Below are 18,848 nucleotides of genomic sequence, written 5' to 3'. Positions count from 1 at the left end.
CCATCTGAAGGGGACAGGAAACGCGAGGACACCCATGACTGACATCAGCGCCGCCGGTCCCCGGCGACCCTACCATTTCGTGCCCGTGCTGGGCTGGATCATCCGCGATCTGGAGCGGGATTTCCGTGGCAATATCGGCTATGCCGCCCTTATCGCCGTGACCGCCCTGATCCTGGCGGTGAAAACCTGGGGCCTTGTGGCCCTCGGGCTGACAGCCCTGGCCTCGGTGCCGGTGATGTTCGTGATCCTGATCCTGCTGACGCGGGGCTAGGAATAGCGTAGAGGGCCCGTTGAACCACGGCAGAAGGAGGCCGGACATGGACGCGCAATACGACATCGTGATCTCGGGCGGGGGCGTCGCGGGGCTGTCCGCGGCGGCCGTTCTGGGGGCGGACGGGTTCCGCGTGCTCTGTCTCGACCCGACGCCGCCGGTCACCGACGGCGCGGCCGAAGGGGCCGACCTGCGCACCACGGCCTTCCTGCAGCCGGCACAGCAGCTGCTGGAGCAGGCAGGCCTCTGGGCCCGTCTCGACGCCCATGCGGCACCCCTGCGCATCATGCGCATCGTCGATGCCGGCGGGCCGGAGCCGGAGCCGCGCGTGGTGCGCGACTTCGACAGCACCGAGATCTCGGACAAGCCCTTTGGTTGGAACCTGCCCAACTGGCTGTTGCGCCGAGAGATGGTGGCCCGGCTGGAGGATCTGCCCAACGTCGAGTTCCGCCCCGGCACCGGCACCCGCAGCCTCTTCACCCGCGAGGCCGAGGCGCGCGTCGGGCTGACCGACGGCAGCCGCGTGCGCTGCGAGCTGGTGCTGGCCGCCGACGGGCGCAATTCCCCCATGCGCCAGGCCGCGGGCATCAACGTCACCACCCGCCGCTACGGGCAGAAGGCCCTGGCGTTTTCGGTGTCGCATCCGATCCCGCATGAGAACGTCTCGACCGAGATCCACCGTTCCGGCGGGCCCTTCACTCTGGTGCCCCTGCCCGATCATGACGGCCGCCCGTCGTCCGCCGTGGTCTGGATGGAGGACGGCCCCCGGGTGCAGGACCTGGCGGCGATGGAGGTCGCCGAGTTCGAGGCGGAGATGAACCGCCGCAGCGTCGGCATCCTGGGAGAGCTGCGCCTGCTGACCCGCCGGTCTGTCTGGCCGATCATCACCCAGGTGGCCGATCACATGGCGGGCGAGCGCCTGGCCCTGATGGCCGAGGCCGCCCATGTGGTGCCGCCCATCGGGGCGCAGGGGCTGAACATGTCGCTGGGCGACCTCCGCGCCCTGCGCGAGCTGATCCTGGCCGCCCCCGACCGGCTGGGCGATGCGCAGATGATGGAGGCTTATCACCGCGCCCGCCACCGCGAGGTGCAGATCCGCGCCGCCGGCATCGACGCGCTGAACCGCGCCAGCCAGATCTCGGCCCAGCCCCTGCGCGACCTGCGCGCCGCCGGGCTGAACGCGCTCTATTCCGCAGCACCCGTGCGCAAGGTGTTGATGCAGATGGGTCTGGGCGCCCGAGGGTAAAGGGGCGCCGCCCCTCTAGCGCCTGAGGCGCCATTCACCCCGGAGTATTTCCGGCAATCGGATAGAACGAGTGGGATGGCGTGCGAGGGTGCCCCTCCGCCCTAGATCGGGCCAGGCAGGCGTTCTTCGGACAGCATGACGTTGGCATCCACGCTGCCCACGCCCGGCAGGGTCATGATGCGGCGGCGCAGGACCCGTTCGAAATCGGGGATGTCGCGGGCTGTGACCCGCAGACGGTAGTCGTAGACCCCCAGGATATGTTCCACCGTCTGCACCTCGGGGATCGCCGAGACCGCGCGCTCGAAATCCTCCAGCGAGACGCGGCCCTTGGTGCCCAGCTTGATGCCGAGGAAGACCGTCACGCCGAAGCCGAGCGCGCCCAGGTCAAGATCGAGGCGGCGCCCGGCGAGGACGCCGGCCTCTTCCAACCGCTTGATGCGGCGCCAGGTGGCGGGTTGCGACAGGCCGAGGCGGCGGCCAAGGGCGCCGGAGCCCTGCGTGGCATCTTCGGCCAGGGCGCGCAGCAGGGCGCGGTCGGTTTCGTCCAGGGCGATCACAGGGGCACCGTGTTGTTGTATTTCACCCGCGCCACATGCATCAGCGCGTCGATATCGGTGACATGCGGCAGGGTCAGGATACGCGAGCGGTAGATCTCATGGTAATGGGCCAGGTCGCGGGCGATCAGGGCGATGCGCACATCGACCTGGCCCAGCAGGGTCTGGATCTCCAGCACCTCGGGGATCTTGCGGGCGGCATCGGCGAAATCCTCGAAGGCGCGCGGCTGGCTCTTGTCCAGGATGATGCGCAGCGACACCTCGACTTCATAGCCCAAGGCGTGCCAGTCGATCACCGCGCGCACGCCGCGGATGATGCCCGCCGCCTGCATCCTCTCGATCCGCCGCCAGCAGGTGGCCGAGGTCAGCCCGGCCCGCTCGGCGATCTGCGCGCTTGAAGCGCCGGGATCGGCCTGCATCTGGCGCAGGATACGCCGGTCGGCATCATCAAGCATGATCTATTCACCTGGAGACTCTGAACGAATGAATTTATCGACTTTTGCCATACGAATGAGATTTTTGCAACGCCACGGCGCCTCCCTCCGACCTATAGTGCCGCCATAACGGGCCGAATGGCCCATCCCGGAAGGAGATCTCCCATGCGCGTTTACTACGACCGCGATTGCGACATTAACCTGATCAAGGACAAGAAAGTGGCCATCCTGGGCTATGGCTCGCAAGGTCACGCCCACGCGCTGAACCTGCGCGACTCGGGCGCCAAGAACCTCGTCGTCGCCCTGCGCGAAGGCTCCGCCTCGGCCAAGAAAGCCGAAGCCGAGGGCCTGACCGTGATGGGCATCGCCGAGGCCGCCGCCTGGTGCGACCTGATCATGTTCACCATGCCCGATGAACTGCAGGCCGAAACCTACAAGAAATACGTCCACGACAACCTGAAGGAAGGCGCCGCCATTGCCTTCGCCCACGGTCTGAACGTGCACTTCGGCCTGATCGAACCGAAGCCCGGCGTCGACGTCATCATGATGGCGCCCAAGGGCCCCGGCCACACCGTGCGCGGCGAATACACCAAGGGCGGCGGCGTGCCTTGCCTGGTCGCTGTCGACAACGACGCCTCCGGCAAGGCCCTGGAACTGGGTCTGTCCTATTGCTCCGCCATCGGTGGCGGCCGCTCGGGCATCATCGAGACCAACTTCCGTGAAGAGTGCGAAACCGACCTCTTCGGCGAACAGGCCGTTCTCTGCGGTGGCCTGGTCGAGCTGATCCGCGCGGGCTTTGAGACCCTGGTCGAAGCGGGCTATGCTCCGGAAATGGCCTACTTCGAGTGCCTGCACGAAGTGAAGCTGATCGTGGACCTGATCTACGAAGGCGGCATCGCCAACATGAACTACTCGATCTCGAACACCGCCGAGTACGGCGAATACGTGTCCGGCCCGCGCGTCCTGCCTTACGACGAGACCAAGGCCCGCATGAAGGCCGTGCTGCGCGATATCCAGACCGGCAAGTTCGTGCGTGACTTCATGCAGGAAAATTCCGTCGGCCAGCCGTTCTTCAAGGGCACCCGCCGCCTGAACGACGAACACCAGATCGAGCAGGTCGGCGCGAAGCTGCGCGAGATGATGCCCTGGATCTCCGCTGGCAAGATGGTCGACAAGGAAAAGAACTGATCCGGGCCCTGCCCAGATCGGACGAAACGGAAAGGCCCCGCAGATGCGGGGCCTTTTCCTTTGGTGCCCTGGCGTTCGCCGGAGGCACCGGGAGACAGGCCGCCCCTGCCGGGCAACTCACTCCGCGATCAGGCTGCTCAGCAAGTCGCCAACCATGTCGCGGGGCAGTTCCGCCACCAGGCCGAAGATCTCGATCACCGAGGCGACTTCCAGTTTTTCCAGGATCCGGGCGCGGTGGTGGTCCACGGTGCGCGGCGAGATGTCGAGATGCCGGCCGACTTCCTTCGAGGAGATCTCGGCCGGCGTGTCGAGCATGTGCCGCACGATCTCCGCCTCGCGGGGGGTCAGGCGGCGCAGGCGCGCGGTCAGTTCGGATTGCTGGGCTCGGGCCGCAGCCATCTCGGCCGCGACCCCGCGGGCGGCCTGAATCCGTTCGATCAGACGGTCCTGACGGAAGGGCTTTTCGAGAAAGTCGATGGCCCCGCCGCGGATCGCCTGCACCGCCTCGCCCACGCCGCCATGGCCGGTGATGAAGATGATCGGCAGGGGGTGTCCCTGATCGACCACCTGCGCCTGCAGGTCGAGCCCCGACATGCCGGGCAGCCCGTAATCCAGGATCAGGCAGCCCGGGCGCGCGGGATCGAAAGCCTGCAGGAAGGCCTCGGCGCGGTCAAAAGTGCTGACCGCCAGACCGCGGGTCGAAATCGCCCGCGACAGCGCCCGGCGGACATCCGGGTCATCGTCCACGAGGTAGACAGTGAAATCGGCCTCCTCCCGCCCATTGTCGGCGGCGGCGGCATCGCCCCCACTTGCAGAGGTGCAGTGCCCGTTGCCCGGCTGGCGCGTCCCGGCCGGGGAGAGCAGGCGGGGGTTCGGCACCCCGATTGGCGTTCGCCGCATCATTCTGGGCTCTCCTTTGTGGTCTCGGCGTCGTCGCCGTCGGTGCCAGCGGCCTCGGCCAGCGGCAGTGTCAGGTAGAAGGCCGCACCGCCATCCGGCACGGGTTCATGCCAGAGCTTGCCGCCATTGGCCCGCACGATGGAACGGCAGATCGACAGCCCCAGGCCCAGGCCGTCGGGTTTCGTCGTCTCGAACTGGGTGAACAGCTGCACCCCCTGCCCGACGCCCGGCCCGTTGTCGACCACGCCCAGGGTCAGCTGGCCCGCCCCCCCCGCCAGGGTGATGCGCACCTGGCGGTCGTTCGGCAGGGGCAGAGTGGCGGGATCGGCCTGGGCGAAGGCCTCAATCGCGTTGGTCAGCAGGTTCACCAGCACCTGGGCGATCTGCACCCTGTGCGCGCGCACCTCGATGCCGGCGGCATCCTGCGCGATCAGGCGCACCCCGGCCTCCCCCGCCTCGTGCTGCACCAGCCGCTGGACCTGATCCAGAAGCGGGCCAAGCGCGAAGGGCGCCGAGGCGCTGCCATCATTGTGGATCAAGCCGCGCAGGGCGTTGATGATCTCGCCGGCGCGCAGGGCCTGGCCCTCGACCTCGAACATCGCCTCGACCAGCTCCGGCGCCACACCGGGCTGTTTCTGCAGCATGTAAAGCGCGGTGCCCGCGTTCTGCGCGATGACCGCCAGCGGCTGGTTCAGCTCATGCGCCAGGCCGGCGGCCAGCTGTCCCATGGTGTTGTCCCGCGCCAGCAGCGTCATCTCGCGGTTCAGCTCGACGATCTCGCTTTCCTTCTCATGCGCCAGGGTCACGTCCTCCAGCGTCATCACCGCATGCAGCGCGGCGCCGGACCCGTCGCGGATCATGATCGCGTTCAGCCGCACCCAGATCACCACGCCGTCGGCGCGGCGCAGGCGCAGCTCCTGGTTGGTGGAGAAATCGCTTTCCGCCATGGCCTCGTCCCGCGGCAGCGCGTTGCGATCCGAGGGCAGGACGAGCTCCGACAGGGTCTTCGAGGTCAGCTGGCCGGCGTCGTAGCCGGTGATGTCGCACAGGCGATTGTTGACCCGGATGAAGCGCCCGGTGCCCGGTTCGATCTGCGCCATCCCGCGCGAGGACATCTCGAAGGTCAGCCCGTATTCGCGCTCGGCGCGGCGCCGGGCGGCGATCTGGGTCATCAGCGCGTCATTGACCGCTTCCAGCTCACGGTAGGTGCGCGGCGCGGGCTCGTCCGGGTCAACCTCGCCCTGGTTGATCAGGGCGGACCGCACGGCGAAGGCGCGCACGGGGCGGTGGATCGAGTTGGCCAGCGCCAGGCCGATCCCCCCGGTCACGGCGGCCACCGCCACGGCGATCCAGATGTTGATCAGGCGGTTCTGCTTGATCTCGGCGATGAAGTCGTCCTCGGGGGCATAGACGCCGATGGTCCAGGGCAGCGCCTCCGAGAGGATAGGCATGGCCAGCGCAACGAAACGCCTTCCGTCGTGGGTAAAGGTCGTCGTGACCTCCTCGGTCACATCCCCCGTGCCCCCGGCGAAGAGCGGCGCGAAGGCCTGCCGCGCGATCGGGTCGCCAAACTCGTCGATCTTGACGAAACGCAGACTGCCGTCGGCCGCGGTGGTCTTCAGTAGGTCGGGGGCCTGCCCCGCGATCACGTCGCCGTTGCGGTTGATGATCACTGCCCGGCCCGAGCGCCCGATCTTCAGCCGCATCAGGAAGTCCGAGATCTCGTCGATCTCGATGTCCACGCCGATGACGCCACCGACACTGTCCGCCTCGCTGAAGACGGGCGCGGCCAGGGTGATGCCGGGCTGGCGGGAGGAAAAGAAGATGTAGGGGTCGGCCCAGGTCATCCCGCCGGTCTCGGACGCGCCCGTGAACCAGCTCCGGTTGCGCGGATCATAGGTGTCGGTCGGATCCTTCACCTCGCGCACGGGATTGAAGTCCTCCGTGCGCCAGATCAGCCGGGTTTCGCGGTTGCCGCTGTCGTCGTAGGTGATGAACTTCGTCCGAAAGAGTTCCGTGCCCGGATCGCGCATGACGAAGACGAAGCTGCCGTCGGCGGCGCCAAAATACATGCCCGAGGCCTGGGTGGTCAGTTGCAACTGCTGGAACAGCAGCTGTTCCAGCCGGTCGGGATCGTCGCTGGCCACGATGCGGTTCTGCGCCAGGCGCACCGCCAGCTCGGCCGCGTCGTGCGCCGGTTTGAGGAAGCCGCGCGAATGCTCCATCGTGTTCAGCCCGACATTACGCAGCAAGTTGCGGGCGTGGAACATCAGCACCCCTTCGGAGGTGATGTAGGAGGAAAACACGATGGCCAGCACCGCGAGGAGCTGAAGCCCCGCCAGCCCCAGGAAGAGAGGTGCGCCCAATGTCTTCTTCACGTGTCCGTCCCGCCCAAGTTCCGGTTCCCGTCCGCCCCGTCGCCTGCGCGTGCCGCCGCCGGATCGCCCGCAGAGTACCACGGCGCGTCGGCGCGGCCATATGCGGCGGCGCCGGGACAGGCGCCTGTCGCAACATTGCTGGCGTCTTGCCCGCGATGCGCCCGGTCCCGCGCGCGCGTGATCCTCATGCCATCCGGAGGGCCGGTTTGAGAATAGGCAATACTGCCTAGGTAACGATACGGATTTCACCTTCCCCGCCGGGCGGGGTAGGCATTGGGTGTCGTCGATGACGACATGCCCCTGTCGGCCGTTATCCCCATTATGGCCGGGCAAACGTTGTGGTGGCGCCGCCCGCAAGGACCGGTGCCAACCTCGGTTGGCCGGCGCTCGGACTGTCCCGTACCGAGCGTCGGTTTCCACCACTACGGCAAAATCCTCGCCACGTGGCCTCCCCCGCCGCGCAGCTACAAAACATCCGGCCGGCCTTGCCGGTCGCGCATTGCATGACCTAGACCTTTTCAATCCTACCCGGTGCAATCCGGCGTCCCGGCCCCGTGCGTTCCGCGCTCGGGGCCGATTACCTTTCTTGCGGCACCGCAGTCGCGGGCTGGGCGGTGCGGCAGCCGGGTTATCCTTGTGACGCGATCTGCCCGGTCTGAACCGCCTGCCACAGGCGCACCGCCTGCACCGTCTCGGCCACGTCGTGGACGCGCAGCATCTGCACTCCCTGGGCCAGCCCCGCCAGCGCCACGGCGATGGACCCGGGCGCGCGGTCGCGGGCCTGCGCCGCACCGCCGATGGTGCCGATGAAACGCTTGCGCGAGACCCCCAGCAGGATCGGACAGCCCAGCCCGTGGAACAGCGACAGCCGGTTCAGGATCTCGATATTGTGCTGGGCGGTCTTGGCGAACCCGATACCGGGATCCGCGAGGATGCGCGCGCGCGGAATGCCTGCCGCCTCCACCGCGTCGATGCGCGCGGCCAGCTCGTCGTAGACCTCCAGCAGGGCATTATCGTAGTGAGGATCAACATGCATGTCGGCAGGCGTGGCGCGCATATGCATGACGCAGACCGGCAGCCCGAAGGTCGCGGCCACATCCGCCAGCGCCGGGTCATGGGCAAAGCCAGAAACGTCGTTGATCAATGCGGCGCCCGCCTGCGCTGCCGCGCGGCCCACCTCCGCCTTGCGGGTGTCGATGGAGACCGGGCAGCCCAGCGGGGCGATGGCCTCGATCACCGGGGCGGTGCGGGCGATCTCATCGGCCACGGCCACCTCGGCAGCGCCGGGACGGGTGGATTCGCCGCCCACGTCGATCATGTCGGCGCCCGCCGCGATCATCGCCCGGACATGGGCCTGGGCGGCCTCGGGCGCGTCATGGGCTCCGCCGTCGGAAAAGCTGTCGGGCGTCACGTTGAGGATCCCCATGACGCGCGGCACGTCCATGGACAGCCCGGCCAGCGCCGGGCGCGGGCGACAGAGGCGGCGCTGCCAGTCCTCGGGCAGATCGGTGACCGGGGCAAAGCGCGCGCCGTCGCGCGACAGCACCTCCACCCGGTCGAACCACAGCGGCCCGCCGGTCAGCGGCAGCGCCCCCTCGGGACGGGGGCCGGATTGCACGAGCGGGCGATAGTAGAGCTGGGTCATGGCGGACCTCCGGTCGGCGGTTGCGGGGATCAGGTCAGGGTCAGCGGGCCATTGGCGGCGCAGGCGGCCAGACGTGGCCCCTCCCCCGCGTCCCCGGGCTGCGGCTGGGGCGCGCCGACGAACAGCACATCCGAGGCGCCCATCAGCTCGGCGAACCACAGCACCAGGCCCGTGCCGTCACCCACGGCATCGGGCCGGTCACCGGCGGCGTCCAGAACGATCTTCGACGGCGCCCAGAGGCTGATCTGGTCATGCTTCATCGCCCAGTCGAGTTCCGTGCGCGAGTTCACCACGACACAGCGCCGGTCGCGCGCGGCCAGCACCCAGGCGGCCTGTTCGATCGCCAGCAGGTCGATGCGTCGCTGGGCCTGGGGCGAGGTCGACAGGGGGCGATCCCACCGGCCCGGGCCACAGGCCAGGATGACGGGGCGCGGGTCGGCCTCCAGTTGATCCAGCCAGCCGGACAGCCGATCCGAGCGCGTGGCCTCTTCCGACAGGAAGACGACCAGCGGCACCGGCGTGCCCTCGCCCGCGGCGGCATCCGCCACCGGGGCCACGTCGCCTTCGGCGCGCATGATCTCCACCCCCAGGGCACCGGGGCCTCGGTCGAGCTTCTCGATCCGGGTGAAGACGCGCTGCGCCTGGGATTCGGCCAGGATGCGGGCGGTGATGCGTTCGGCCAGCGTTTCCAGCAGGTTCAGGCGTTCGGCCGCCAGTTCGGCCTCGATGGCCTCGGTGATCGTATCGTAGGACAGGATGCGGTCGACATCATCATCGACCGGGGCCGCCTGCTGGCGCACCTCGACGACGATGTTGAAACGCAGGCGCTGCATCCGGCCCCGCTCTTGCTGGAACGCGCCGATTTCCACCTCGGTCAGGTAGTCCCGCAGGGAGATGCGGTCGGCGGGCGTGTCGCCCGACATGGCCTTGGACCGTTCCAGCGGATGGCCGAAGGCCTGGGTGATCTGATCTGACATGACGCCCCCTCGCATTTGTCGCCTTCATGTCAGAGCTTGCCCCGAAAGGCAAAGCACGGGCCGCGCGAAAGCGGCGCCGCGCGGCCACGGGGCGGCATGGGGCCGGGGCAACGTGAGGGACGGGGCAACAAGGGGGCGCACGAGGACCCCGGTTACAACGTCAGGCGGTTTCGAGGATCCCGGCCAGCCAGGGCAGCGCCAGATCCTCGGGCAGGTCATCACCGGCGGCGTCATGGACAATCCGTTCGCCCAGGGTGGTGGCGCCGCACGCGACCAGCAGATCCGCCAGCTTCATCGAGCCGAAACCGTAGGTCGCCTCGTACTCGCTGTCGCCCAGCCCGAAGACGGCGAAGCGGACGCCCGACAAGTCGGGACTCTCGTCATTCAGCTTTTCCACGAAGGGCTTGGCGGAGGCGGGGAAATCGCCGTCGTCGTAGGAGGAACAGACGATCACATTCAGCTCCGCCGCCTTCAGCGCCTCGGGCGCGGTCTCGGCCAGGTCGGCGACGGAGGTCTCGTGCGCGTCCTCCAGCTCTGTGGCGATATCCTCGGCCAGCATCTCGGCGTTGCCGGTTTCGGTTCCGTAGTAGATGGCGATCTTCATGGGGTCATGGGTCCTGAGACTGGGGGCCTGCATTTGGGGGCTTGAGACTGGGGTCCTCGGGAAGGACCTGAAATCACTCGTCCTGAGAAAGAGCGGGACGCAAAAGGTCTTCGCGGCGGGCGAACTTGCGGCGGCAGCGATCCTCGGGGGCGGCGGCCAGTTCCTGCGCGTCGATCTGCTGCCAGTGATCGAAATCGACAACGCCCGCGCGACCGGCGAAAAGCCCGCGGCCCGGGCGGGCGGGATCGGGGGAGATCTCCTCCAGGATTCGCGCGGCCAGGGCCTGTCCCTCTTCGCGGCACTGCGGGATGGCGCCCGTGGGGCCGCCCCGGAACCAGCCGGCAGCGTAAAGGCGCGAGGCTGCGCCCGCCTCCGCCTCGGCCAGAAGCCCGGCGCGATCCAGCCGCCCGTCGCAGGTGAATCCGATGGCCGAGATGACGGAACTGGCGTCGATCCGATCCTCGCCCTCGGGGGTCTCGACCGTCAGGCGCAGCCCGCTCTCGGTGGCCTCCAGCGCCAGGGGCCGGGTCTCGAAGCGGAACTCGATCGGCAGCGGGCCGGAGGAGGCCGCGGCAGCCAGGTTCAGCGCGTCTTCGGCCTCGGGCGCCGGGTGGCGCACCTGGATCTCGGCGCGCGACAGCTCTCCCAGCTCCTTCACCATAACCGGCGAGAAACGGGCGGCGGCCGCGGGCGAACGGCCGATCACGGTGATCCGCTCGATCCCCTGGGCGGCCAGCCAGTCGCTGGGTCCGGCGCCGAGGTCACTGCCGTGCAGCTCCGCCGGGGTCTTGGCCAGCAGGCGCAGCACGTCGATGGCCACGTTCCCGGTACCGATGACCACCGGCGTGGCGCCCAGATGCGGCAGGTCGGTGGCGTCGGGATGTTCGTACAGCGCGCGGGTCAGAGCGCCCGCGCCGATGACGCCCGGCAGATCCTCGCCCGGCATGCCCAACGGGCGGTCCGCCGAGAGGCCCGTGGCCAGGACGACCGCGTCATAGGCCGCGCGCAACTCGTCGAGGGAGACGTCCTCGCCCACCCGCAGATTGCCGAAGAACTGCGCCTTCTGCCGGGTGAAGAGGCGCGCGAACTGCCGCGCCACGCCCTTGGTCCCCTGATGGTCGGCGGCCACGCCATAGCGCACCAGCCCGTAGGGCACGGGCAGGGCATCTATCACGTCCACCTCCAGATCGGGGGCGCGTTTCAGAAGGGCCTGGGCGGTGTAGCACCCCGAAGGCCCGCCACCGACAATTGCGATCTTGGCGCTCATGCGATCCTCGTTACATCCTTGCCGCCCCGCCTGCCCGGCACTGATGCCTTTTTGATCGGCATGGGGCGATTTCAGGGGCGTTTCACTGGCAGACAGTCGCCGTGCTGCGTTGGCTCGATCATTGGCATTGACCGGATCCAAAATCAATGAGAAGTTTGAATAAAGCCCAAGTGGTCGATTATCGCCCAGATTAAATGCCCGAAGAGGCGGCAGATGCCGGTCCGGGCGCCCCAGAGGATAGTAGAGACATGAGCCAAGCGACCCAACCCGAGACCGTCCCGTCGACCTGGGTAAAGATCGCCAGCACAGACGCCCTGGCCGGCCCGCGACCGGTGACCCCGGTGACGGCCTTCGGCCAGAAACTGGTGCTGTTCCGCGACGAGGAAGGCGAGCTGGGCCTGATCGGCCGCTACTGCCCGCACCGTGGCGCCGACCTCTGCTTTGGCCGGCATGAGAACAACGGCATCCGCTGCCCCTTCCACGGCTGGCATTTCGACCGGTCGGGCCAATGCACCGAACAGCCTGCCGAGCCTGTGGATTCCACCATGTACAAGGCGATCAAGCTGCCCAGCTTCACCGTGGTCGAACGGAACGGAGAGATCTTCGCCTGGTCCGGTGAGGGCACCCCCCCCGCCTTCGACGCCTGAGCCCCCCTTCCCTCTGGCGCCGCGCGCCCCACATCTTCCCCACGCGTTCCCGCAAAGGAGCCCCACATGATTACCCAGAAGCTGAACGACCAGATCACCCGCATCGGCCCGGACACCCCCGCCGGCGCCGTGCATCGCCAGTACTGGCAGCCGGCCGCCCTGACCGATGAGCTGGCCGGCGCCAACGATCCCATGCTGCCCGTGAACCTGCTGGGCGAACGCCTGGTCATGATGAGGGACGAGGCCGGAGACCTGATCCTGGCCACCCGCGAGGCCAGCGCCGACGAGGCCCCCACCCATCACCCCGCGCGCGAGGAGATCCGCCTGGTCGAGGGCGGCCCCGTCTACCCGGTGGTCGAGAAGAACGGCATCTGCTTTGCCTTCATGGGCGAGGGTGAGGCGCCGGCCTTCCCAAACTTCGACTGTTTCCGCGCCCCCGAAAGCCATGTCTTCGCCTTCAAGGGCCTGTGGGAATGCAACTGGCTGCAGGCGCTGGAGATCGGCATCGACCCCAGCCATGCCTCCTTCCTGCACCGCTTCCTGCAGGACGAGGACCCCAGCGACGGCTACGGCAAGCAGTTCCGCGACAAGGCCGCGAATACCGACATGCCGATCACCCAGGTGCTGCGCGAGTATCCCCGCCCGGACATCGAGGTGGACGAGACCCCCTTCGGCCTGAAGATCACCTCGCTGCGCCACATGAAGGGCGGGCTGACCCACGTGCGGGTCACCAACCAGATCTTCCCCTCGGCCATCTGCATCCCGATGTCGCGCGAGATGATCATCACCCAGTGGCACGTGCCCGTCGACGACGAGAACTGCTACTGGTTCACGATGTTCACCAGCTTCGACAAACCGGTGAACAAGGAGCTGATGCGCGAGCAGCGCCTGAAGGAACACAGCCTGCCCGATTACGCGCCGCTGAAGAACGCCTCGAACAACTACCACTACGACCCAGAAGAGCAGAAATCGCTAACCTACACGGGCATGGGCATGGACATCAACGTGCATGACCAATGGGCGGTGGAAAGCATGGGCGCGATCCAGGACCGGACCCGCGAACACCTGGGCCGGGGCGATGCGGCGATCATCCGGTACCGCCTTCTGCTGCGCAAGGCGATCAAGGCCGTGCAGACGGGCAAGCTGGACCGGTTGCCGATGCAGGACATGCAGACCACGCCGCAGATCATGGGGCCGCTGTCCAACGACGCCATCGCCGACAGCGACGACTGGCTGGGCGCAAGCATGGCCGCCGACATGGAGCGCCGCCAGGCTGCGCCCTGGGACGCGACGGTATGATCCTGCCCGAAAACGGGGGGCACGCCGGGGATCATGCGCAGCCGTTCCACGACATTCTGGACGGCTATTTCACCCTGAAGGAGTCAGTGCGCCAGATGATGGCGCGCCACGACCTCAGCTGGGCCTGGATGCTGCTGTGCCATGCCCCCGTGATGGAAATCGACGGCCTTGCCCCGGATGCGCCGGTGCCACTGCACCTGCGCGACGGCTATGCCGGTCTGATCGACACCATGGTCCTGACGGTGACGCGCCCCGAAGGCGAGGCCGCAGAGGTCTCCCTGCTGGGCACGGGCGAGTGGCGTTGGCTGGATGTCCGCGCAAACACCGCCCTGCCCGCCGACATCCGCCTGGGCGAGCCCGCCTATTTCACCGGGTTCGGCCTGTCGTCGCGTCCCATTGCCCGCCCCCTCGCCGCGGCGGAGGTGCTGGCCGACTTGCCCCGCCTGATGGGCGACGCCGCCGGGTTCCGCCCCTTCAGCGCCTGACCCGGACAGCGCCTGACCCGGACCGGCAAAAACGCGAGAAGGCGGAGCCATGGCTCCGCCTTTTTCACGTTCCCTGCGCCGGGATCACTCTGCGAGGGATTTCTTGTAGCAGGCCGGGTTCATGTCGCGGATGTCGGTGCTGATCGCGCCGATCTGCGGGCAGAGATCGCGCAGCGCCCCGGTCATCGCCTGGGCCACCGCCAGCTTCGCCTCATCCGTGCGGCCCGTCAGCATGGAGATCGTCACATGGAGGAAGGACGACCGCCCGTCCCCCATCAGGATCGCCTCCGACGGGACCAGCCGCACCTTGATGTCGGCGCGGTTCATCACGCCGCTGCCGGCGGCCGTGTCCAGCGCGGTTTGCAGGACGGCGGTGCGGTCCAGCGGGTCTTCGGTGAAATACTCGATGACGACGTGGGGCATGGTCAGAAGATCCCGAAATACTCGGTGTGCTCCCATTCGGTCACGACCGACAGGTAGCGTTTCCATTCGGCCCGTTTGAGCACCGACATGTATTCCACGAACTCCGGCCCCAGGGCGCGGCGGTACAGGTCGCCCGCCTCGAAGGCCTCGATCGCGGCGATCAGGCTGGGCGGCAGGGCGGTGGCGTCGTTGTCATAGGGGCTTTCGACCGGCTCGGGCGCGGTCAGGCCCTGGTCGAGGCCCGACAGCCCCGACAGGATCTGCGAGGCGAAGTAGAAGTAGGGGTTGGCCGCCGGTTCCGCCACGCGGTTTTCCACCCGGCTGGCCCCGTCGCCCGGCGCCATCAGCGCGCGCACCATGGCGCCGCGGTTGTCGTAGCCCCATTCGATGCGATCCGGTGCCAGCTGATAGGGCTGATAGCGCTTGTAGCCGTTCACCGTGGGCGTGGTCAGCAGGCAGCTTTCCTCGGCATGGTTCAGCAGGCCGGCGATCCAGCCGCTGGCCTCGGGCGTCAGGGCGCCCTCCGCCTCGGGGATCAGCACGTTGCGCCCCTCGCCGTCCACCAGCGACTGATGCAGGTGCCAACCGCTGGAGGCGCCGTTTTCCTTCTTCGGGCGGCACATGAAGGTGGCATGCAGCCCTTCGCGGGCGCAGACCTCCTTCACCATGGTGCGGAACATGATCATGTTGTCCGCATGCTCCAGCGCGCTGGCCGGATCGAAAGTGAACTCGAACTGGCTCGGCCCCATCTCCACCTCGGTCGAGCGGACCGGCAGGCCCAGGGCCTGGGCGTGGCGGCGCAGCAGGTCCATGATCGGCTCCAGCCGGTCGTAGTTGGCATCCGCGAGGAACTGATACCCCTGGTCCAGCAGCGCCGTCTCCGGCGGCTGGCCGGGCATGCCGGCCTGCTGGTGGCCGAGGTTCGCGGCCTCACGGGTATAGACGTGAAACTCCACCTCCAGCCCCACGGTCAGGGACAGGCCCCGTTCGGCCAGCGCCCCCACGGCGCGGCGCAGCACGGGACGTGGCGCGAAGGGCAGCGCCTCGCCGGTGCGGGTATAGGGATCGCAGAACAGCCAGGCGGAATGCGGCGCCCAGGGCAGGATGCGGAAGGTGGCCGGATCGGGCACCAGAAGCATGTCGCCCGCCCCTGCCATGGTCTTCATCACCCCCTCAGCCGCCCCTTCCCAGACCGGGAAGACGGTGCGGTTCGAGGTGTCCTTCAGCAGCAGGGTCCCGGGCAGGTTCAGCCCGGCGCGGAAGATCGAGCCGAGGCTGGCCGCCGTCACCGTCTTGCCGCGCAACAACCCGTGCTGATCGGCGAAGACGACGCGCACCGTCTCCATCTCGCTGCCCTCGACACGGGCCAGCAGCTCGGCCGCCGCCGTCACGGCCTCCGCGTCCAGCAGGCCCTCGCGGGCCAGGCGGCCCGCCGCGATCCGGTCATGATGAGATGAAGATGTCATGCGTAAGCCTTCCTGCCTGACATGCGGACCCGCCGGGGCGACGGGCCGGGGAATTGGGGCGGCGCGCGCGGAGGGGCCAGCGCGCGCCGCCGGGGTTCACAGCCGCCCGGTCAGCAGCAGAGAGATCGCCGGGAAGGCCAGGAGGATGCCCAGCCGGATAACGTCGGTCACCACGAAGGGGATGACCCCGGTCATGATCGTGGTCAGTTTCGTGTCCCGCGAGGCGCTCTTGACCATGAAGAGGTTCATGCCCACGGGGGGCGTGATCATCCCCAGCTCCACTGTGACCACGGCAATGACGCCGAACCAGATCGGGTCGAACCCGTTGGCCAGGACGACGGGGAAGAAGATCGGCACGGTCAGCAGGATCATCGCCAGGCTTTCCATGAAGCAGCCCAGGATCACGTAGAAGACCAGGATCACGATCAGCACCTGCCAGGGGCCAAAGCCACTTCCGTCGAGGAAACGCACCAGTTCGTTCGACAGCTGCGAAGTCGACAGGACGAAGCCGAAGACCTCGGCGCCGATCAGGATGAGGAAGATCGAGCCGCAGGTGATGATGGTCTCGACAAAGGCCGCCACCAGCTCGGCGCGCGGCACCCGGCGCCACAGGGCGAAGATCAGCGACAGCGCGGCGCCGACGCCGCCGGCCTCGGTGGGGGTGAAGAAGTTGCCGTAGAGCCCGCCCATCACCAACCCGAAGAGGATGATCGCCGGCGCGAAGAGGCGCAGCGTCTCGAACCGGCGGGCGGGGCCCGCGGCCTCGGCCTCCGACGCAATGGCCTGCGCGGCAATTTCCGGGTCCGGGGACCAGATCCGCGACATGATCAGGATGGTGACGATGTAGAGCACAAAGGCCAGGATGCCGGGCAGAATGCCCGCCAGGAACATCGTGCCCACCGATTGCTCGGTGATCAGGGCATAAAGCATCAGCGCGATCGAGGGCGGGATCAGGATGCCCAGCGTCCCCCCTGCGGCCAGCGACCCGGTGGCCAGGCGCGGATCGTAGCCGTGCGCCTTCATCTCCGGGTAGGCGACGCGGGTCATGGTCGAGGCGGTGGCCAGGGACGAGCCCGACACGGTGGAAAAGACGGCGCTGGCGGTCATGCCCGCCGCCGCCAGCCCGCCGGACCAGCCGCGCGTCAGCAGCAGCGCGCCGCGGAACAGGTCGGCGGCCACGCCCGAGCGCGAGATCAGGTTGCCCATCAGCAGGAACAGCGGGATCAGGGTGAAGGAATAGTTGGTGATGGTCTCGAAGGTCGCCGTCTTCAGCACCGCCAGCGCCGGCGTCATGCCGATGATGGCGGAAAAGCCGACGAAGCCCACGGTGATCATCGCCAGCCCGATGGGCGCGCCGAGGATCAGGATCACGAACATGGCGCCGATGCAGGCGTAGCCGATCATCAGGGGTGTCATCAGGTCATCTCCCCGTGGTCGCCATGGCTGGTCAGCACCTCGCGCAGGGCGACGATGGCCAGGGCCAGGCTTTGCGCCGCATAAAGGCCGTAGATCAGGAACATCGGCAGGCGCAGGTCCTGGGTGTCCTCGCCGCGGGCATAGGTCGCCAGCATGTCCTCGTAGAAGAGCCAGGTCAGCACCAGCGCCAGGGCCACCATGCCGATGAACCAGAACCGCGCCACCAGCGCCTGGCCCAGGCTGGGCAGGCGGGCGACGAGGAAGTCCACGGCGATCATGCCATGGGCCATCGAGGCGGTCAGCCCCGCCAGGGCCACGATGCCCAGCAGGTAGGAGACCTGTTCGATAGCGCCGGGGATCATCAGGTTCACAGCCGTATCGGTGGCGTCGAAGATGATCCGTGCCAGCACGTTCACCCCCACCACGCAGACCATGTAGAAGAGGCAGATCGCGCCCAGGATCAGGCTGCCTCCCTCCATCACGCGGGCAACCCGCCGGACCGTCGCTATTACCATTGGCTGTTCCGTCGATTTTCGGTCTGAGCGCAGACGGGCCGCCCCGGGGCGGCCCGCCGAAAGGTCACGTCGGGGCGGCTCAGTTCAGCTCGGCTTCGCACTCGCTGACGTAGCCCTGCACGGCGGCATAGGTCTCGGTGCCCGGCAGGCCCATGCCGTCCAGCTCGGCGATATAGGCGTCGGAGGCGGCCTGGGCGGCTTCGCTCCACTTGGCGCGCTCTTCCTCGGACAGTTCGATCACGGTCGAGGTTTCGCGCAGCCCTTCCAGGACCTTGGCGCCGGCCTCGTCGTAGCCACGGCCTGCGGTCACGGCCCACTCCATACCGGAGTTGGCGTCGATGGCGGCCTTGGCCTCGGGCGACAGGCCCTCGTACTTGGCCTTGTTCATCGTGGCGACGAAGGCCAGGGCGTAGAAGCCGAACTCGGTGTGGTAGCCCGACAGCTCATCCAGGCGGAAGCTCTCGACGCTTTCCCAGGGCAGCATGTAGCCGTCGATGGCGCCGCGCTGCAGCGCCTCGTAGGTGTTGGGCGCGGGCATGCCCACGGGTTCCGCGCCAAGGTTTTCCAGCAGGGTGCCGACGACCTGGGTCGGTCGGCGCAGCTTCAGGCCGCGCATGTCGTCCAGGTTCTCGACCGGCTTGTCGGCGGTGTGCAGGTGGCCCGGATCATGGGTGTGCACGAAAAGGACATGGGTCTCGTCATATTCCGCGTCCAGCGCGCCGCTGTCATAGAGCTTCTGGAAGGCGCAGGAACCGACGGCGCCGGTGTCGAACAGACCCGGCAGCTCCATGATCTGGCTCAGCGGGAAGCGACCGGCGGTGTAGCCCTGCACGGTCCAGGCGATGTCGGCGATGCCCATCATGGCGTTGTCGTAGCCCGCGGGCGCCTTGCCCAGAGTCTGGGCCGGGTAGACCTCGACGTCCAGGTCTTCACCGGCGGCCTCTTCGACGGCGGCGGCCCAGTCTTCGAAGATGACCTGGTTCTGCCAGCTGTTGGCGGACATGAAATGCGCGTAGCGCAGGGTTTCCGCCTGGGCGCCGGCGGTAATGGCGAGGGCAAGGGCGCCGGAAACGGCAAGTGTCTTCATCATGGAATTCTGGTCTCCGTGTTGGCTGATCGCTGGCTTTGGGGAG

At 67.9% G+C, this 18,848-nt stretch carries 19 protein-coding genes; 6 read left to right on the top strand and 13 right to left on the bottom strand.

Annotated features, from left to right (window positions below):
* The first annotated feature begins 34 nt into the window (after positions 1 to 34).
* Both CVM50_RS06840 and CVM50_RS06835 read left to right on the top strand, forming a co-directional pair.
* Positions 35 to 271, top strand: a complete 237-nt coding sequence (locus tag CVM50_RS06840) for a hypothetical protein (RefSeq protein WP_085887370.1) — start codon at positions 35 to 37, stop codon at positions 269 to 271.
* A 46-nt stretch (positions 272 to 317) separates the two neighbouring features.
* On the top strand, positions 318 to 1,517 hold the full coding sequence (locus CVM50_RS06835; RefSeq protein ID WP_085887371.1) for a UbiH/UbiF family hydroxylase: 1,200 nt from the start codon (positions 318 to 320) through the stop codon (positions 1,515 to 1,517).
* A 101-nt stretch (positions 1,518 to 1,618) separates the two neighbouring features.
* Here the strand turns inward: CVM50_RS06835 and CVM50_RS06830 are convergent, their stop codons facing one another.
* Both CVM50_RS06830 and CVM50_RS06825 read right to left on the bottom strand, forming a co-directional pair.
* The gene (locus CVM50_RS06830) at positions 1,619 to 2,074 is read right to left on the bottom strand and encodes an Lrp/AsnC family transcriptional regulator (protein WP_085887372.1); all 456 of its coding nucleotides are present in this window, start codon (positions 2,072 to 2,074) and stop codon (positions 1,619 to 1,621) included.
* Positions 2,071 to 2,526 (bottom strand): Lrp/AsnC family transcriptional regulator, encoded by a 456-nt coding sequence (locus tag CVM50_RS06825; protein ID WP_085887373.1) that lies wholly within the window; start codon positions 2,524 to 2,526, stop codon positions 2,071 to 2,073. Before CVM50_RS06825 ends, CVM50_RS06830 begins: the two co-directional genes overlap by 4 nt.
* Before the next feature lie 144 nt (positions 2,527 to 2,670).
* On the opposite strand from CVM50_RS06825, the gene ilvC reads away from it, so the two are divergent.
* On the top strand, positions 2,671 to 3,693 hold the full coding sequence (gene ilvC, locus CVM50_RS06820; RefSeq protein WP_085887374.1) for a ketol-acid reductoisomerase: 1,023 nt from the start codon (positions 2,671 to 2,673) through the stop codon (positions 3,691 to 3,693).
* Positions 3,694 to 3,810: 117 nt separating this feature from the next.
* On the opposite strand, the gene CVM50_RS06815 is transcribed toward ilvC, so the two are convergent.
* The 6 genes from CVM50_RS06815 to CVM50_RS06790 all read right to left on the bottom strand — a co-directional run bounded on the left by CVM50_RS06815 (position 3,811) and on the right by CVM50_RS06790 (position 11,464).
* The gene (locus CVM50_RS06815) at positions 3,811 to 4,596 is read right to left on the bottom strand and encodes a response regulator transcription factor (RefSeq protein ID WP_232618172.1); all 786 of its coding nucleotides are present in this window, start codon (positions 4,594 to 4,596) and stop codon (positions 3,811 to 3,813) included.
* Positions 4,593 to 6,971 carry an ATP-binding protein gene (locus CVM50_RS06810; protein ID WP_085887375.1) on the bottom strand — a complete coding sequence of 793 codons (2,379 nt, stop codon included), beginning with the start codon at positions 6,969 to 6,971 and terminating at the stop codon, positions 4,593 to 4,595. The genes CVM50_RS06815 and CVM50_RS06810 overlap by 4 nt, the downstream gene beginning before the upstream one ends.
* Positions 6,972 to 7,599: 628 nt before the next feature.
* Positions 7,600 to 8,616 (bottom strand): dihydropteroate synthase, encoded by a 1,017-nt coding sequence (gene folP / locus CVM50_RS06805; protein WP_085887376.1) that lies wholly within the window; start codon positions 8,614 to 8,616, stop codon positions 7,600 to 7,602.
* A 29-nt stretch (positions 8,617 to 8,645) separates the two neighbouring features.
* The gene (locus CVM50_RS06800) at positions 8,646 to 9,593 is read right to left on the bottom strand and encodes a dihydroneopterin aldolase (RefSeq protein WP_085887377.1); all 948 of its coding nucleotides are present in this window, start codon (positions 9,591 to 9,593) and stop codon (positions 8,646 to 8,648) included.
* Positions 9,594 to 9,753: 160 nt separating this feature from the next.
* Positions 9,754 to 10,197, bottom strand: coding sequence for a flavodoxin domain-containing protein (locus CVM50_RS06795; protein ID WP_085887378.1), 444 nt, complete (start codon positions 10,195 to 10,197; stop codon positions 9,754 to 9,756).
* A 73-nt stretch (positions 10,198 to 10,270) separates the two neighbouring features.
* Positions 10,271 to 11,464: an FAD-dependent oxidoreductase gene (locus CVM50_RS06790; RefSeq protein ID WP_085887379.1), complete on the bottom strand. Its 1,194-nt coding sequence runs from the start codon at positions 11,462 to 11,464 to the stop codon at positions 10,271 to 10,273.
* Positions 11,465 to 11,712: 248 nt separating this feature from the next.
* Between CVM50_RS06790 and CVM50_RS06785 the strand changes: the two genes are divergently transcribed.
* The 3 genes from CVM50_RS06785 (at position 11,713) to CVM50_RS06775 (ending at position 13,895) form a co-directional block, all read left to right on the top strand.
* The gene (locus tag CVM50_RS06785; protein ID WP_085887380.1) at positions 11,713 to 12,111 is read left to right on the top strand and encodes a Rieske 2Fe-2S domain-containing protein; all 399 of its coding nucleotides are present in this window, start codon (positions 11,713 to 11,715) and stop codon (positions 12,109 to 12,111) included.
* 66 nt (positions 12,112 to 12,177) lie between these two features.
* Positions 12,178 to 13,410, top strand: coding sequence for an aromatic ring-hydroxylating dioxygenase subunit alpha (locus CVM50_RS06780; protein WP_085887381.1), 1,233 nt, complete (start codon positions 12,178 to 12,180; stop codon positions 13,408 to 13,410).
* The gene (locus tag CVM50_RS06775; RefSeq protein ID WP_085887382.1) at positions 13,407 to 13,895 is read left to right on the top strand and encodes a hypothetical protein; all 489 of its coding nucleotides are present in this window, start codon (positions 13,407 to 13,409) and stop codon (positions 13,893 to 13,895) included. The genes CVM50_RS06780 and CVM50_RS06775 overlap by 4 nt, the downstream gene beginning before the upstream one ends.
* 84 nt (positions 13,896 to 13,979) lie before the next feature.
* Here CVM50_RS06775 and CVM50_RS06770 read toward each other — a convergent pair whose 3' ends face one another.
* The 5 genes from CVM50_RS06770 to CVM50_RS06750 form a co-directional block, all read right to left on the bottom strand.
* Positions 13,980 to 14,318 carry a 5-carboxymethyl-2-hydroxymuconate Delta-isomerase gene (locus tag CVM50_RS06770; RefSeq protein WP_085887383.1) on the bottom strand — a complete coding sequence of 113 codons (339 nt, stop codon included), beginning with the start codon at positions 14,316 to 14,318 and terminating at the stop codon, positions 13,980 to 13,982.
* A 2-nt stretch (positions 14,319 to 14,320) separates the two neighbouring features.
* Entirely contained in the window at positions 14,321 to 15,784 is a 1,464-nt protein-coding gene (locus CVM50_RS06765) for a glutamine synthetase family protein (protein ID WP_085887384.1), read from the bottom strand.
* A gap of 96 nt (positions 15,785 to 15,880) precedes the next feature.
* The gene (locus CVM50_RS06760) at positions 15,881 to 17,200 is read right to left on the bottom strand and encodes a TRAP transporter large permease (protein ID WP_085887385.1); all 1,320 of its coding nucleotides are present in this window, start codon (positions 17,198 to 17,200) and stop codon (positions 15,881 to 15,883) included.
* Positions 17,200 to 17,715, bottom strand: coding sequence for a TRAP transporter small permease (locus CVM50_RS06755; protein WP_085887386.1), 516 nt, complete (start codon positions 17,713 to 17,715; stop codon positions 17,200 to 17,202). Before CVM50_RS06755 ends, CVM50_RS06760 begins: the two co-directional genes overlap by 1 nt.
* A gap of 79 nt (positions 17,716 to 17,794) precedes the next feature.
* On the bottom strand, positions 17,795 to 18,805 hold the full coding sequence (locus CVM50_RS06750) for a TRAP transporter substrate-binding protein (RefSeq protein ID WP_085887387.1): 1,011 nt from the start codon (positions 18,803 to 18,805) through the stop codon (positions 17,795 to 17,797).
* Positions 18,806 to 18,848: the final 43 nt, after the last annotated feature.

It is taken from the genome of Pseudooceanicola marinus (genome assembly GCF_002786295.1).
In the GTDB taxonomy this organism is placed as follows: Bacteria; Pseudomonadota; Alphaproteobacteria; order Rhodobacterales; family Rhodobacteraceae; genus Pseudooceanicola; species Pseudooceanicola marinus.
Note: the sequence above shows the minus strand (reverse complement) of the source record. Positions and strands in the feature narration are given on the sequence as shown.

Excerpts from the sequence above, each read along its gene's own strand:
- CVM50_RS06840 (WP_085887370.1), top strand. The coding sequence starts at position 35 with ATGACTGACATCAGCGCCGCCGGTCCCCGGCGACCCTACCATTTCGTG.
- CVM50_RS06835 (WP_085887371.1), top strand. The coding sequence starts at position 318 with ATGGACGCGCAATACGACATCGTGATCTCGGGCGGGGGCGTCGCGGGG.
- CVM50_RS06825 (WP_085887373.1), bottom strand. The coding sequence starts at position 2,526 with ATGCTTGATGATGCCGACCGGCGTATCCTGCGCCAGATGCAGGCCGAT.
- ilvC (WP_085887374.1), top strand. The coding sequence starts at position 2,671 with ATGCGCGTTTACTACGACCGCGATTGCGACATTAACCTGATCAAGGAC.
- CVM50_RS06815 (WP_232618172.1), bottom strand. The coding sequence starts at position 4,596 with ATGATGCGGCGAACGCCAATCGGGGTGCCGAACCCCCGCCTGCTCTCC.
- folP (WP_085887376.1), bottom strand. The coding sequence starts at position 8,616 with ATGACCCAGCTCTACTATCGCCCGCTCGTGCAATCCGGCCCCCGTCCC.
- CVM50_RS06800 (WP_085887377.1), bottom strand. The coding sequence starts at position 9,593 with ATGTCAGATCAGATCACCCAGGCCTTCGGCCATCCGCTGGAACGGTCC.
- CVM50_RS06795 (WP_085887378.1), bottom strand. The coding sequence starts at position 10,197 with ATGAAGATCGCCATCTACTACGGAACCGAAACCGGCAACGCCGAGATG.
- CVM50_RS06790 (WP_085887379.1), bottom strand. The coding sequence starts at position 11,464 with ATGAGCGCCAAGATCGCAATTGTCGGTGGCGGGCCTTCGGGGTGCTAC.
- CVM50_RS06785 (WP_085887380.1), top strand. The coding sequence starts at position 11,713 with ATGAGCCAAGCGACCCAACCCGAGACCGTCCCGTCGACCTGGGTAAAG.
- CVM50_RS06780 (WP_085887381.1), top strand. The coding sequence starts at position 12,178 with ATGATTACCCAGAAGCTGAACGACCAGATCACCCGCATCGGCCCGGAC.
- CVM50_RS06775 (WP_085887382.1), top strand. The coding sequence starts at position 13,407 with ATGATCCTGCCCGAAAACGGGGGGCACGCCGGGGATCATGCGCAGCCG.
- CVM50_RS06770 (WP_085887383.1), bottom strand. The coding sequence starts at position 14,318 with ATGCCCCACGTCGTCATCGAGTATTTCACCGAAGACCCGCTGGACCGC.
- CVM50_RS06765 (WP_085887384.1), bottom strand. The coding sequence starts at position 15,784 with ATGACATCTTCATCTCATCATGACCGGATCGCGGCGGGCCGCCTGGCC.
- CVM50_RS06760 (WP_085887385.1), bottom strand. The coding sequence starts at position 17,200 with ATGACACCCCTGATGATCGGCTACGCCTGCATCGGCGCCATGTTCGTG.
- CVM50_RS06755 (WP_085887386.1), bottom strand. The coding sequence starts at position 17,715 with ATGGTAATAGCGACGGTCCGGCGGGTTGCCCGCGTGATGGAGGGAGGC.
- CVM50_RS06750 (WP_085887387.1), bottom strand. The coding sequence starts at position 18,805 with ATGATGAAGACACTTGCCGTTTCCGGCGCCCTTGCCCTCGCCATTACC.